The organism is Clostridioides sp. ES-S-0005-03, assembly GCF_020658455.1.
In the GTDB taxonomy this organism is placed as follows: domain Bacteria; phylum Bacillota; class Clostridia; order Peptostreptococcales; family Peptostreptococcaceae; genus Clostridioides.
In genome coordinates this window covers 70120-84897 of record NZ_JACVWI010000002.1, presented here as the reverse complement: position 1 = coordinate 84897, position 14778 = coordinate 70120, and the positions used below count along the sequence as shown (strand labels likewise).

Genomic DNA, 14778 nt, shown 5'->3' with positions numbered 1-14778 from the left:
TATAGTTAGATTGATTCATAGCTAAAGATAAATATACAATTAAATCTTGGGGAGGTAATATGGAGAGTGGATTTGAAAGTAAATTAGATACAAAAATTATGAAAAATAGAGTTAAATCAATTGATATAATAAGAGGGCTATCAATAGCCCTCATGATAGTTTGCAATAATCCTGGGACTTGGATGAGAATGTATCCACAACTTAGACATGCTATATGGCATGGTGTAACACTTGCAGATTTTGCATTTCCTTTCTTTGTTATATCCTTAGGTGTTACAATTCCAATATCAATAAACAGTAAACTAAAGAATAATAAATCTACAATACGAATAATACTAAGTATATTTAAGAGAAGTATTTTACTAATGTTGTTTGGATTTTTCTTAAATTACCTAGGAAATCATGACTTAAGTACTGTAAGAATACTTGGGGTGCTTCAACGTATGGGATTAGTATACCTTGTAACTAGTCTAGTGTATTTACTACTAAAAAAACTGAATGTAGGAAGCACTGCAACTATAATTACTTTCTTATGTATATCTGCATTTATCATAGTGGGATATTATATAGTGGCAAAACCATATGGATTTGAGCTAGAAGGTTCTCTTGCACAATTAGTGGATTTCCATTTTTTCAAAGGACATTTGTACAAGCCAGAGTTTGAACCAGATGGATTTTTAACGAGTATAGTAGCAATTTCTTCAGGTATGTTAGGCTGTACTATGGGGTGTGTACTTCTAAAAGAAAATATAGGACAGTATAAAAAATTCTTTAAAATATTAATTATGAGTATCATTTTACTTATATGTGCTTTTGCTTTTAATCAATATTTTCCATTTAATAAGAGATTATGGTCAAGTTCATTCGTACTTTTAATGGCTGGAAGTTATGGTATTTTATTGGCGATATTTTACTTTATATGTGACATCAAAAATAAAAGCAAAATATTTACTCCAATAATAGCACTTGGAAGTAGCCCTATTTTTACATATATGTGTCTTGAAATATTGAGCCATGTGTTTTGGAATTTACCAAAACTTACTGATAAAGTAGATTATCCTACTACTTTGGTGGAATGGACTACATATGAATTTATAACACCTTGGGCAGGTACAACATGGGATTCTCTTGTATTTTCTCTCTTGTATGTATTGTTTTGGGTTATAATAATGTCGTTTATGTATAAAAAGAAAATATTTATTAAAATTTAATGTAGTGTTTTGTTTAAAAAAATATTTATTCAATTTGTTTAAATATGCAGAAATTCTCAGTTATAATCCAGTTTTTCCCTAGCGAAAATTAAAAAAACATGCCATAAAAGATTACAAAAAGATTACAATTTGTAATCTTTTGTGCTATAATGAAAAAAGATTTACATAATATTGAATTTATGTAATATAAAACAAGTTCAAGAAGAATTAAATAAGATTTAAAGATCTAAAAATCTAGGGGGGATACGATGAGAAAGAGAACAAAATTATTAGCAACAGGAATGTTGTCTATAGCAATGGTGGCACCAAACGTGGCTTTAGCAGCGGAAAATACTACTGCAAATACAGAATCTAATTCAGATATTAATATAAATTTACAAAGAAAAAGTGTTGTGTTAGGAAGTAAATCGAATGCAAGTGTAAAGTTTAAAGAAAAATTAAATGCTGATTCAATAACATTAAACTTTATGTGTTATGATATGCCACTTGAAGCTACTTTAAATTACAATGAAAAAACAGATACATATGAAGGTGTAATAAACTATAACAAAGACCCAGAATACTTAAATGTATGGGAACTTCAAAGCATAAAAGTAAATGGTAAAGATGAACAGAAGGTTTTAAATAAAGAAGATTTAGAATCTATGGGATTAAATCTTAAAGATTATGATGTTACACAAGAGTTTATAATAAGTGATGCTAACTCAACAAAAGCAGTGAATGAATATATGAGAAAAACTTCTGCACCAGTAAAAAAACTTGCAGGAGCTACTAGATTTGAGACAGCAGTTGAGATAAGTAAACAAGGATGGAAAGATGGAGCTAGTAAGGTTGTAATAGTTAATGGAGAACTAGCAGCAGATGGAATCACAGCTACTCCACTTGCTTCTACATATGATGCACCAATATTACTTGCAAATAAAGATGATATACCAGAAAGTACAAAGGCTGAATTAAAACGTCTAAACCCAAGTGATGTAATAATCATAGGTGATGATGGTTCAGTTTCACAAAAGGCAGTATCTCAAATAAAATCTGCTGTAGATGTAAATGTAACTCGTATTGGTGGAGTTGATAGACATGAAACATCTTTACTTATAGCAAAAGAAATCGATAAGTATCATGATGTTAATAAGATATATATAGCAAATGGATATGCTGGTGAGTACGATGCTCTTAATATTTCATCAAAAGCAGGTGAAGACCAACAACCTATAATATTAGCTAATAAAGATTCTGTACCAGAAAGTACATATAATTGGCTATCTTCACAAGGTTTGGAAGAAGCTTACTACATAGGTGGAGACCAAAGTCTATCATCAAAACTTATAGACCAAATATCTAAGATAGCAAAAAATGCAACTTCAAAAAACAGAGTATCTGGAGCTGATAGACATGAAACTAATGCGAAGGTAATTAAGACTTTCTATCCAGATAAAGAATTGAGTGCAATGTTAGTTGCAAAATCTGACATAATAGTTGACTCAATAACAGCAGGACCTTTAGCAGCTAAGTTGAAATCTCCAATACTTATAACTCCAAAAACTTACGTTTCTGCATACCATAGTACAAATTTATCAGAAAAAACAGCAGGAACAGTATATCAAATTGGTGATGGAATGAAGGATAGTGTTATAAGTTCTATAGCATCTAGTTTATCAAAACACAATGCACCAACAGAACCAGAAAATCCAGGTTCAGCAGCAGGAAAAACTGTAGTGATAGACCCAGGTCATGGGGGTTCTGACTCAGGAGCAACAAGTGGATTAAATGGTGGAGCTCAAGAAAAGAAATATACTCTTAATACAGCACTAGCAACTACTGAATATTTACGTTCAAAAGGTATAAATGTTGTTATGACTAGAGATACAGATAAAACAATGGCTTTAGGAGAAAGAACGACATTATCAAACACTATAAAGCCAGATTTATTTACAAGTATACATTACAATGCATCTAATGGAGCTGGTAATGGTGTGGAAATTTTTTACAAAGTAAAAGATAAAAATGGTGGAACAACTAAGACTGCTGCATCAAATATATTAAAAAGAATATTAGAGAAATTTAATATGCAAAATAGAGGAATCAAGACAAGAACACTTGCTAATGGAAATGATTACCTATATGTATTAAGAAACAATAAATATCCTGCAATACTTGTAGAATGCGCATTTATAGACAATAAGAGCGACATGGACAAGTTAAATACAGCAGAAAAAGTAAAGACAATGGGAACTCAAATTGGAATAGGAATAGAAGATACAGTAAAATAAAATAAAAAATATTAAAGCAAAATATATCATCTCCTGTTATAATGTAAAATATAGCAAGAGATGATATATTTTTGCAAAGAATCAAATTGTTTACAATGACGTTTATTGTATTGATAAACTTCTCATTATTGAGTATAATATAGAAATAAGTCAAAAATAAGATAGAAATACGTTGAAATTAAGAATTTAAAAATTTTTTATTCCAATATGGAGGTAACTATGTCTGGATATACTAATGATGAATGTGAAATACCTAAAGTTACAAGCTATCCAGGGGCAGATAAAGAAATTGCAAGTGAGATTGACTATAGCATAGTAAAAGGCACAGTGTTGTTTGACTTGTACCAAAGAGTTGTGGATTTAGTTTTATCTATATTAGGACTTGTAGTAGGTTTACCTTTAATAGCAATATTTGGAATTCTTATTAAAATAGAGGACAAAGGACCAATAACTTATAAGCAAGAAAGACTAGGAAAATGCGGGAGAAGATTCTATATATATAAATTGAGATCTATGAGAACAGACGCAGAAAAATTTGGCGCACAATGGGCTGAAAAAGATGATCCTAGAATAACTAAGGTTGGAAAGTTTATTAGGAAAACTAGAATTGATGAGATTCCACAGCTGTTTAATATATTAAAGGGGGACATGGGCTTAATAGGTCCTAGACCAGAGAGACCAAACTTTACTGTTCAATTTAATGAGGAAATACCTGGATTTATCAACAGGCTTGCTATAAAACCTGGACTTACAGGTTGGGCACAAGTAAATGGTGGATACGAAATCACTCCTGAAGAAAAACTTAAAGAAGATATTTACTATATAAAAAATAGGAGTATATTACTTGACTTTAAGATACTCTTTAAAACTGTTAAAGTAGTATTGACAGGAGACGGAGCTAGATAATTTTAAAATATTAGATTATTAATCAATGAAAAAGCTCTTTAAAAAAGAGCTTTTTTATTGTCAAAAAATACAAAAAGAAAAGGAATGAGAACTTATGATTAAAAAAATTTCTACTATATTATCGTTAGTTTTGCTAATCTCTATTTCTAGTACAGTGGGGGTATTTGCAGATGTAAGTCCTAAAAAAGAGTTGATAGAAGGTAGTATACCAGAGATTTCAACAGAATTAAATAAAAGAGTATTCAAGAATTCTAAAGAAGTAATTCTTGTAAATGAAGAGTCAATTGTAGATAGTATAAGTGCAACACCTTTGGCATATGTAAAAAATGCTCCGATAGTTGTAACTAAGAGTAAAAATGTCGGTAGAGTAACAAGAAATTATCTAAAAGAGTTAGGTCCAGAGAAGGTTACGATAATAGGTGGTTTAAAGGCAGTATCTAAAGATGCTGAACGTAATATAGAGAAAATGGGAATTAAAGTAGAAAGAATAAGAGGAAAAGACAGATATGATACATCTTTAAAGATAGCTAGAGAAATGTACAGAACAGTAGGATTCGATAAGGCATTTTTACTTAGCTCAACTACAGGATTAGAGAATGCCATATCTGTATATTCTTATGCAGCTAAAAATGGAATGCCAATAATATGGGCTCAAGATGAAGGTTTTGAAGAACAAATTGACTTCTTAAAAAGTAAAAACCTTGAAAAAATATATGCATTAGGTGATTCAAAAGAGTTTATTGCAGACATTGATTCTAGCTTAAAGAATATAGAAGGTATAAAGCAAATAAATAAGTCAAGCACAAATATCGATTTAATAAAGAAGTTTTATGATGAAAAAGATATAAAGAAAATCTATACTGCTAAATTAGATTTTGGAAGTAGATCTGATGTAAACGAATATATTTCTTTGGGAGTAGTATCGGCCAAAGAAAATATGCCAATACTGATTTGTAGTGATAATTTAAGTCATGCACAAGATAAATTCTTGAAAGATAACAACATAAGTGATGTAATTGAAGTTGGATATACAGTAGGTAATTATAGTCTGTTAAAGAGTATACTTAATTTAACATCCTTATCTTGTATAATATTAATACTATTATTACTATTGATTGTATTTAGAGCGCTTAGATATGAGTCAAGATAGTCTTTAATTTATTAAGGAAGCTTTTCATAGGTTAAATTTACTTAATCAGAATAATGTTTATAAGCAGTTTTAAAAGTTCTACTTTTAGAGTTTAAATTAGAGAAGGAGAAAGAAAATGTCAAAAACAGCTAAAGCAGCATTGTGGATTATGGCGGCCACTATGTTTTCAAAAGTATTAGGTTTCCTTAGAGAACTTGTACTTGCGAATTTCTATGGAACAGGTATGTATGCAGATGTATTTGTATTAACATTAAATATACCTGGTTTAATCATAGCAGTCATAGGTTCTGCAATTGCTACAACTTATATACCTATGTACTTTGAGACAAAGAAAAGACTCGGAGATGAAGGTGCCTTAAAATTTACTAACAATGTTTTAAATATATGCTATATAATGGCTATAATAATAGCTATTTTTGGGCTTTTATTTACAGAGCAATTTGTTACAGTATTTGCAGCAGGATTTAGAAGTGACCCTGCTAAGTTTCAAGCAGCAATACTATTTACTAAAATAATGATTTCAGGAGTTTTGTTCTTAAGTGGAAGTAAAATATTTAGTTCATTTTTACAGGTGAATGAGAGTTTTGTAATTCCAGGTCTTATAGGAATTCCATATAATATCATAATAATAGCAGCAATAGCACTAAGTGCAGGTAAAAATGTATGGATATTACCAGCAGGAGCATTGGTTGCCATGGCAAGTCAGTTATTGTTTCAACTCCCATTTGCATTTAAGAAGTCCTACAAGTATAAACCATATATAAATTTAAAGGATGAGTCCATAAAAGAATTAGTGAATCTAGTCTTGCCTATGTTAATAGGTGTAGCTGTTGGACAGTTAAATATATTTGTTGATAGGTTATTGGCAACTACTTTGGGGGATGGAAAGTTGTCTGCCCTTAACTATGCAAATAGACTAAATGAGTTTGTTATGGCATTATTTGTTACATCTATAATAACAGTTATATATCCTAAGTTGGCAAAAATGTCAGGTAAAGATAATAAAGAAGGATTTATAAGTACTATTGTAAAGTCATCAAATTGTATTATATTGGTAGTGCTTCCAATATCCATAGGAGCTATTATATTAGCAGAACCTCTAGTTAGAATACTATTCCAAAGGGGTAAGTTTGATGCATTATCAACAGACCTTACATCTATAGCTCTTAGATTATATTCGTTAGGTTTATTGGCTTGTGGGGTAAGAGATGTTTTATATAGAGCATTCTATTCTCTTTCAGATACAAAGACACCAATGATAAATGGAAGTATCGCGCTAATAATAAATATAGTTCTTAATTTAATATTGATAAGACCACTTGGTCATGCAGGTATTGCTATATCAACTAGTACGTCTAATATAATTACAGTTATATTATTGTTTATATCTCTTAAAAAGAAAACTGGATATTTTGGAGGAGATAAAATCATAAAGACTGGTCTTAAAAGTTTGGTAGCATCAGGTGTGATGGCAGTAGTCACTTTATTGATATATAACAATCTATATGCATTTATAGGTGCAGGAACAATTAAAGAAATTATAGCAGTTGGAACTGGAGTATTAGGTGGGGCTTCTGTATATACGATATTGATAGTTTTATTTAAGGTAGAAGAGATGGACTTAGCTTTTGAATTTTTAAAAAAAGGAAAGCAAAAACTACTTAAAAGATAGACATTTACCTTAAAAAATTAAAATAGAGTCAGAAAGGATGAAAATATGGATTATAAAAATAATTATGAGATGTGGTTAAATTCTCCTTATTTTGATGAACAAACCAAAGAAGAGCTATTAAGTATAAAGGATGATGACAAAGAAATACAAGATAGATTCTATAAAAATTTAGAATTTGGTACAGGTGGTCTAAGGGGTATAATAGGAGCGGGAACTAATAGAATCAATATTTATACTGTTAGACGTGCAACACTTGGAATTTCAAATTATATTATGAAGACGCAAGGTGAAGAAGGAAAGCAAAAAGGAATTGTTATAGCATATGATAGTAGATACATGTCAAGAGAGTTTTGTATAGAAGTAGCTAAAACTTTAAGTGCATATGGTGTAAAGGCTTATATTTTTGAAGAGTTAAAGCCTACACCAGAACTTTCTTTTGCTGTTAGATATTTAAAGTGTGCTATGGGAATAGTAATAACAGCAAGTCATAATCCTAAAGAGTATAATGGATATAAGGTATATGACTCAGATGGAGGTCAAATCTGTATAGATATGGCCAATGATATAATTGCAGAAGTTAATAAGATTGATGATTACAGTATCATTAAAAGTGTAGATTTTGAAGAAGCTTTATCTAAAAATTTAATAACTATATTAGATAATGAAATAGATGATGAGTTTATAAAGGCTGTTAAGAAGCAAGTTTTAAGACAAAGCACGATAGATGAATATGGAAAAAAATTAAAAATAATATATACACCTATTCATGGAACCGGAAATAAACCAGTAAGAAGAGTCTTAAATGAATGTGGCTTTGAAAATGTAATGGTGGTTAAGGAGCAAGAATTGCCAGATTCTAATTTTTCAACAGTTAAGTATCCTAATCCTGAAGAAAAGTCAGTATTTAATATAGCTATTGAAATGGCAAAGAGTAATGGTACTGATTTGATAATAGGAACAGACCCTGATTGTGACAGAGTAGGTGTTGTTGTAAAAGATTCTAGTGGTGAGTATGTAGTCTTAAATGGAAACCAAGTTGGCTCACTTTTAGTTAGATATATAGTAGAGAGTTTAGTTGAAGAAAATAAACTTCCTAAAAACAATCCTACAATAATAAAAACTATAGTTACATCAGAACTAGGTGCAAAAATAGCAAAGGCTTATAATGTAGATTGTTTAAATACTTTAACAGGGTTCAAATTTATAGGAGAAAAAATAAAAGCGTTTGAAGAAAGTAATGATAGAAGCTTTATAATGGGATATGAGGAAAGCTATGGTTACTTAATTGGAACTCATGCTAGAGATAAAGATGGTGTTGTATCTTCGCTTATGATATGTGAAATGGCAGCATACTATTTTTCAAAAGGTATGAACTTGTATGAAGCCTTGATGGATACATATAATAAATTTGGGTACTACAAAGAGGAATTAAAGTCAGTGACTTTAAAAGGCATAGAAGGAATAAAAAAAATAAAAGAGATGATGCTTTACTTTAGAAGTGTTAAAATAGATAATGTGGCTGATGTAAAAGTAGATAAGATTTTAGATTATAAAGATGGAGTAGATGATTTACCTAAATCAGATGTACTTAAATTTTTACTTGAAGATGGTTCTTGGATAGCTATAAGACCTTCAGGTACAGAACCTAAAATTAAATTTTACTTTGGAGCAAATTCAGATAACCAAGAAGATGTAGAATCTAAGTTGAATAATTTAATATCTTATATATTAAATGTGGTGGATTCTATATAAAGAGCTAAGGGGAGATAAACGATGAAAGTATATAATGTCATAATGGCTGGAGGAGGCGGAACTCGTTTCTGGCCACTTAGTAGACAAGAAGTACCTAAGCAGCTTATAAATTTAAGTGGAGAAGATGCTTTAATAAATGAAACTATAAACAGAATAGATTCTCTAGCAAACAAAGAGGATTTATTTATAGTAACTAATGAGAAGCAAATGGACGCTTTAAAAGATACAGTGAAAGATAAATGTTTATACAGCAATATCTTACCAGAACCATGTGCCAGAAATACGGCAGCAGCTATAGGTTTTGCAGCCTTTAACATAATGAAAAAATATGGTGATGGTGTTATGTGTGTATATCCAGCTGACCATTATATAAAAGATGAAAAAGAATTTAAAGCTATTTTAGAAAAAGCTATTTATATATCAGAAAATAATGATAAACTAGTAACTATTGGGATAAATCCTACATTCCCATCAACAGGATATGGATACATAAACTTTAGTAGAGAAAATACAATAGAAAATGTTGCATATGAAGTAGTGGAGTTTGTAGAAAAGCCAAACTATGAAATTGCTAAAGAGTATGTAAATTCTAAGAAATATGTGTGGAATAGTGGGATGTTTGTATGGAAGGTATCCAAGATATTGGAAGATTTTAAGAGATACTTACCAAAAGTATATGAAAAATTAGAGGAAATCAGTAATTACTTAGGAACAGAAGAAGAAATAGAAAAAATAAAAGAAATCTATCCAACAATACAATCAATCTCTATAGATTATGGTATTATGGAAAGAAGTAATGACGTTATAGTAGTTCCTGGTGATTTTGGTTGGAATGACGTTGGTTCTTGGGACTCCCTAGGTGCGATATATCCAACTGATGATGAAGGTAACATCAAAAGAGGTGAAAATATTACTATAGATACTAAAAACTCAATTATATATTCAGATGACAAATTAATATCGACAATAGGTATTAGTGATTTGATAGTAGTATCTACGAATGATGCAGTTATGGTTTGTAGAAAAGATAAAGCTCAAGATGTCAAAAAGATAGTAGAGCAATTAAAAGAAGAAGATAGACAAGAATATATGTAGGAGGTGTTCATTTGATTCCTAAAAAAATACATTATGTATGGTTTGGTGGTCCAAAAGGAAATATAGAAAATATATGTATAAATTCCTGGAAAGAAAAACTTCCAGAATATGAGATAGTAGAGTGGAATGAAAAAAACTTTGATATAGAGAAAGAAATAAAAGGAAATAAGTTTTTGGAAGAATGTTATAAAAGAAAGCTTTGGGCGTTCATATCAGATTATACAAGAGTAAGAGTACTTTATGAACAAGGTGGAGTTTATATGGATACAGATATGCAGATATTAAAGGATATAACTCCTCTTTTAGAAAATAATAGGCTTATATGTGGATATGAAGATGATGGAGAATACATGAATGCAGCCATAATAGGTGTAGAAAAAGGACATCCTTTCTTTAAAGATTTATTAGAGTACTACGAAAAAGAGGTGCTTACTTCTTCATTGTTTACAATACCAAAGGTTATGACTTATCTTATGGAAAAAAATTATAAAAAGATTGACCAAAATAACTATGAAGAAGGCATCCGTGTCTACGATAAAGAATATTTTTATCCTTTTGGATTTAAAGAAGACTTTACACCAGAATGTATTACAGAAAATACTTATGGAATACATTGGTGGGGAAAAAGTTGGGCTAAGAAAAGAAATTATTTCTTAGAAAGCAAGCACTTAACAGGTGTAAATAAGATATGGAAGTGTTGTAAAATATTTGCAAGTAATACTTTAAGAAGCTAAAAGGGAGAAAGTGAAATGAAGACTTTAAACGATGATAGAAATATTATGATTAAAAAATATCTTTATATATTTGTTTTGTTTATCATAGTACTTAGAAAGTATATGATATCATTTATTGACCCAGATTTGAGTATAGGGATAATTAAATCAGCGTTATTTTATTCTTCAATAGGAATACTAATGCTACTTTTTTTATTTGATAAGAAAAAAAGTATAACAGAAATGGTGCTAGTTGGAGCTTGTGTATTACTTTATATATTAAATAGAGAAGGAGCTATATTATTAATTGTTTTGTTAGCTGTATCAGCTAAACAAATAGATGATAAATGTATAGTTAAAAGTTATTTAATAATATCTGTATGTTTTTTAATAGGAGCTATATTATTATTCAATTTATTTCCTTCATTAGTATTTAATCAGGAAGTCCACTATAGATATATAGGAAAATTAGATACGCTTGTTACAAGAATGGATTTTGGACTTGGTAATCCAAATGGAGTATTTTATTATATGGTTACTATATATGCAGCATATATATTCTTAAGATATAAAAACTATAATAAATGGGATAGAATAATTTTATTTGGATCTGCATTCTTTGTTTATCAAACTACATATAGTAGAACTGGCTTTTTTACTATATTAGCAGGATTAATATTTGTAGAGATAATAAGAGTGATAGACCTAAAAAAAATAAAAGTACTACCAATGCTTATAAAGACATCACCGATAATACTTACTTTATTTAGTGTAATTATTGGTATGATGTTTTCTAAAAGTAGTGTACTAAATAGATTATTAGCAAGTAGACCTAAGTTCTGGAATGTATACTTAGCTCAAGAGGGAAATTTTATGAAACCTTTTGGAAATTCATATAGTGCTGCTATAAAAGCAACTAATCCATTAGACAGTTCTTATATATATATAATTAGTGTACTAGGAGTAATTGCTTGCATCTTATTTATGTTTTTGATGTATAAAGGTATACAAAGCTTTATAGAAAAAGATAAAAAAGAGTATTTAGTAGCTTTATTCATATTTTTACTATATTCTTTTGCAGAAAATTTATTATTAGAAGCTTCATTTAGTTTCACAATAGTATTACTAATAAAAGAAGTAATATTAAATGATAAAAGAGAGGTAGATTTGTGGAAAATGAAAAGTAGGAGGTAGTAATGTTAATATCATTAATAATGCCAACATTAAATAGATATGATGATATATACTTACTTATGGATAGCTTAGAAAATCAAACTTACAAGAACTTTGAACTTATAGTAATAGATCAAAATGATAATAACAAAGTTAAGGAGATAGTTGATAAATACGTTGATAAGTTAGATATAAAGTATATAAAAAGCGATAAGCTAGGATTAAGTTATAACAGAAATGTAGGCATAGATAATGCTAAAGGACAAATTATAGGTTTTCCTGATGATGACTGTGTCTACGAAAATGATACATTAGAAAAAGTTACAAACTTCTTTAATAAAAATAAAGATTATAAAATATACAGTTGTAAAACTATGGATGCAAATAAAATTGATGCATTTAAGAAAATGTATGATGGAACTTGTGATATCACAAGTTCCAACGTTTTAAATACTATAACATCCATAACTTTTTTTGTTGATTTTGGAGAAAAAGAATATACACGATTTGACGAAAAATTAGGTGTTGGTGGAGATTTTGGTGCTGGTGAAGAGATAGATTATGTTTTAAACCTGTTGAGTTTAGGATTTAAAGGAAAATACTTTGGGAATGATATAATTTACCATCCTGCAAAAAAACATTCTAAATCTAAAGAAAAGTATCAAAAAGATTATAACTATGGAAGAGGTTTTGGAGCCATTTGCAAAAAAGAAATAGTCTATAGAAAGAATTATAAGTTTGTAAAGGTTATGGCATCAAAGCTTGTAAGAAATATAGGCGGTCTTATATTGAGTTCCAACAAAGATTATCATAGTGCCACTATAAAAGGAAGAATTAATGGATTTAGACAGTATAAGTTATAATGAGGATGGTGTTTATGGACAAGGTTAAATTTTTAATAAATATGCTTTTGGCTTTTTTTATGTATCCATTTAGTAAGCATAAGTTTAATGGTAGAAATATTTGGCTTATAGGTGGACATTCAGGAGATATATACAATGATAATGCCAAGTTCTTTTATGAGTATATGTTGAAAGAACATAATGATGTAGAAACTTATTGGGTAGTAAATAAAGACAGTAAAGTATTCAATAAAATTCCAGGCAAGAAATTAATAAGAGGAAGTGTAGAAAACTATCTATATTATTACAATTCAAAAGCTATAGTATTTTCACATGCGCCATCAGCAGATATAGCACCTTATAACTTTGCTGTACCTGTTCTTAATTATTTCCATAAAAAGACGATAAAAGTGTTCTTAAATCATGGAACGATAAGTTTTAAAAAGAGAAAGCCAATGAATAAAAAGTTTAAAAATATTATAGATAACCTATATAAAAGTTATAATATAGTTACAGCAAGTTCTGAGTTTGAAAGAGATGTTATGGTAAATGATTGGGGAATGTTAGATGACTCAGTTTATATAATTGGAAATGCAAGATATGACAATTTACCAACAAATGAAGTTGCACAAACACGAGATATATTATATACTCCTACATGGAGAGACTGGATAAAATTTAGTTCAGGAAAATTTACAGATACAGATTATTTTAAAAATATAATGAATTTCTTGAATGATGATAAATTAAATAAAATATTAGATGAGAAAGATATAAATGTAAAAATTTATATGCATCATCTTATGCATGAGTTTATAGATGACATAAAAGAAAACATAACTGGTAAACGAATTGTATTTTTAGATAAAGGGGTAACTCTAGCAAATGAAATAAGAAAATCAGCTGCAAACATAACTGATTATTCAAGTGTTGCCATAGATTTTCTCTATATGAACAGACCTATTTTATTTTATCAATTTGATTTAGATGAATATATGGAAAAAGTTGACTCGTATATAGATTTAAAAAGCGAAATGTTTGGGTCTTTGGCTTATAATAATGATGAAGCTGTGAATAAACTTATTGATATTATTGAAAATAATTTTGAGGTTATGGGTAACCAAAAAAATGAAAGAAATAAGTTTTTCAGATATAATGACAATAAGAACTGCAAGAGGATATATGATTGTGTATTAAGTAAAATTAAATAAATATTTTATAAATGATGAGGAAGGTAATATGAAGAAGAATTTAGTATCTATAATTACTCCCATGTATAATTCTGAAAAATTTATTGAAGCAACCATAAAATCAGTATTAAACCAAACTTATCAAGAATGGGAAATGTTAATTATTGATGATTGCTCAACAGATAATAGTCCTAGTATAGTCAAATCTTATATGCAACAAGATAGTAGAATAAAATGCATAAAGACTGAGACTAATAAGGGTGTCTCTAATGCTAGAAATCTAGCATTAAGTAATGCGACAGGACAATTTATAGCTTTTTTAGATAGTGATGACCAGTGGAATAGTAGTAAGTTAGAAAAACAAGTAAACTTTATGTTAGAAAATGACTATGTAATCTCATTTACTTCATATGAACTGATGGACGAAAATGATAAAAAGTTAAATAAAGTAATAAAAGTGCCACCTAATGTAGATTATAGAAGGTTATTAAAGGGAAATATTTTGGGATGTCTTACTGTTGTAATTGATAAGTCTAAATTGGATTTTGAAATTAAAATGAGTGGTGTAAGACATGAAGATTATGTCTTGTGGTTATCTATATTGAAAAGAGGACATATCGCTCATGGAATAAATGAAGTTTTAGCATTATATAGAAAATCTAGTAACTCCCTTAGTGGTAATAAGATAAAGGCTGCTATGTGGACTTGGAATATATATAGAAATATAGAAAAAATACCTCTATACAAAGCTATATACTACTTTATTAATTATGGAATAAATGGAATTAAAAAAAGTTAGAT

At 29.1% G+C, this 14778-nt stretch carries 12 protein-coding genes; all 12 read left to right on the top strand.

Annotated features, from left to right (window positions below; translation table 11 throughout):
• The first annotated feature begins 59 nt into the window (after positions 1-59).
• The 12 genes from IC218_RS09590 to IC218_RS09535 all read left to right on the top strand — a co-directional run bounded on the left by IC218_RS09590 (position 60) and on the right by IC218_RS09535 (position 14776).
• Positions 60-1211, top strand: a complete 1152-nt coding sequence (locus IC218_RS09590) for a DUF5009 domain-containing protein (protein WP_227434448.1) — start codon at positions 60-62, stop codon at positions 1209-1211.
• A 248-nt stretch (positions 1212-1459) separates the two neighbouring features.
• Positions 1460-3484: an N-acetylmuramoyl-L-alanine amidase gene (locus IC218_RS09585; protein ID WP_227824296.1), complete on the top strand. Its 2025-nt coding sequence runs from the start codon at positions 1460-1462 to the stop codon at positions 3482-3484.
• A gap of 219 nt (positions 3485-3703) precedes the next feature.
• Positions 3704-4390: a sugar transferase gene (locus IC218_RS09580; RefSeq protein ID WP_227434450.1), complete on the top strand. Its 687-nt coding sequence runs from the start codon at positions 3704-3706 to the stop codon at positions 4388-4390.
• A gap of 94 nt (positions 4391-4484) precedes the next feature.
• Positions 4485-5540: a cell wall-binding repeat-containing protein gene (locus IC218_RS09575; protein WP_227824295.1), complete on the top strand. Its 1056-nt coding sequence runs from the start codon at positions 4485-4487 to the stop codon at positions 5538-5540.
• 115 nt (positions 5541-5655) lie between these two features.
• Entirely contained in the window at positions 5656-7212 is a 1557-nt protein-coding gene (murJ, locus tag IC218_RS09570; protein ID WP_227434452.1) for a murein biosynthesis integral membrane protein MurJ, read from the top strand.
• Between the two features lie 45 nt (positions 7213-7257).
• Positions 7258-8964 carry a phospho-sugar mutase gene (locus IC218_RS09565; RefSeq protein WP_227824294.1) on the top strand — a complete coding sequence of 569 codons (1707 nt, stop codon included), beginning with the start codon at positions 7258-7260 and terminating at the stop codon, positions 8962-8964.
• Positions 8965-8985: 21 nt separating this feature from the next.
• Positions 8986-10059, top strand: coding sequence for a mannose-1-phosphate guanylyltransferase (locus IC218_RS09560; RefSeq protein WP_227824293.1), 1074 nt, complete (start codon positions 8986-8988; stop codon positions 10057-10059).
• Positions 10060-10070: 11 nt separating this feature from the next.
• Positions 10071-10793 (top strand): glycosyltransferase, encoded by a 723-nt coding sequence (locus IC218_RS09555; RefSeq protein ID WP_227824292.1) that lies wholly within the window; start codon positions 10071-10073, stop codon positions 10791-10793.
• A gap of 15 nt (positions 10794-10808) precedes the next feature.
• Positions 10809-11966: a polysaccharide polymerase gene (locus IC218_RS09550; RefSeq protein WP_227824291.1), complete on the top strand. Its 1158-nt coding sequence runs from the start codon at positions 10809-10811 to the stop codon at positions 11964-11966.
• Between the two features lie 2 nt (positions 11967-11968).
• Positions 11969-12808, top strand: a complete 840-nt coding sequence (locus IC218_RS09545) for a glycosyltransferase family 2 protein (protein WP_227434457.1) — start codon at positions 11969-11971, stop codon at positions 12806-12808.
• A 14-nt stretch (positions 12809-12822) separates the two neighbouring features.
• On the top strand, positions 12823-13998 hold the full coding sequence (locus IC218_RS09540) for a CDP-glycerol glycerophosphotransferase family protein (protein ID WP_227434458.1): 1176 nt from the start codon (positions 12823-12825) through the stop codon (positions 13996-13998).
• 28 nt (positions 13999-14026) lie between these two features.
• Positions 14027-14776: a glycosyltransferase family 2 protein gene (locus IC218_RS09535; protein ID WP_227434459.1), complete on the top strand. Its 750-nt coding sequence runs from the start codon at positions 14027-14029 to the stop codon at positions 14774-14776.
• Positions 14777-14778 lie beyond the last annotated feature (2 nt).

What these genes read in the sequence shown, in the direction of transcription:
- IC218_RS09550 (WP_227824291.1), top strand. Translation starts at nt 10,809, where the DNA reads ATGAAGACTTTAAACGATGATAGAAATATTATGATTAAAAAATATCTT.
- murJ (WP_227434452.1), top strand. Translation starts at nt 5,656, where the DNA reads ATGTCAAAAACAGCTAAAGCAGCATTGTGGATTATGGCGGCCACTATG.
- IC218_RS09590 (WP_227434448.1), top strand. Translation starts at nt 60, where the DNA reads ATGGAGAGTGGATTTGAAAGTAAATTAGATACAAAAATTATGAAAAAT.
- IC218_RS09580 (WP_227434450.1), top strand. Translation starts at nt 3,704, where the DNA reads ATGTCTGGATATACTAATGATGAATGTGAAATACCTAAAGTTACAAGC.
- IC218_RS09575 (WP_227824295.1), top strand. Translation starts at nt 4,485, where the DNA reads ATGATTAAAAAAATTTCTACTATATTATCGTTAGTTTTGCTAATCTCT.
- IC218_RS09560 (WP_227824293.1), top strand. Translation starts at nt 8,986, where the DNA reads ATGAAAGTATATAATGTCATAATGGCTGGAGGAGGCGGAACTCGTTTC.
- IC218_RS09565 (WP_227824294.1), top strand. Translation starts at nt 7,258, where the DNA reads ATGGATTATAAAAATAATTATGAGATGTGGTTAAATTCTCCTTATTTT.
- IC218_RS09545 (WP_227434457.1), top strand. Translation starts at nt 11,969, where the DNA reads ATGTTAATATCATTAATAATGCCAACATTAAATAGATATGATGATATA.
- IC218_RS09585 (WP_227824296.1), top strand. Translation starts at nt 1,460, where the DNA reads ATGAGAAAGAGAACAAAATTATTAGCAACAGGAATGTTGTCTATAGCA.
- IC218_RS09540 (WP_227434458.1), top strand. Translation starts at nt 12,823, where the DNA reads ATGGACAAGGTTAAATTTTTAATAAATATGCTTTTGGCTTTTTTTATG.
- IC218_RS09535 (WP_227434459.1), top strand. Translation starts at nt 14,027, where the DNA reads ATGAAGAAGAATTTAGTATCTATAATTACTCCCATGTATAATTCTGAA.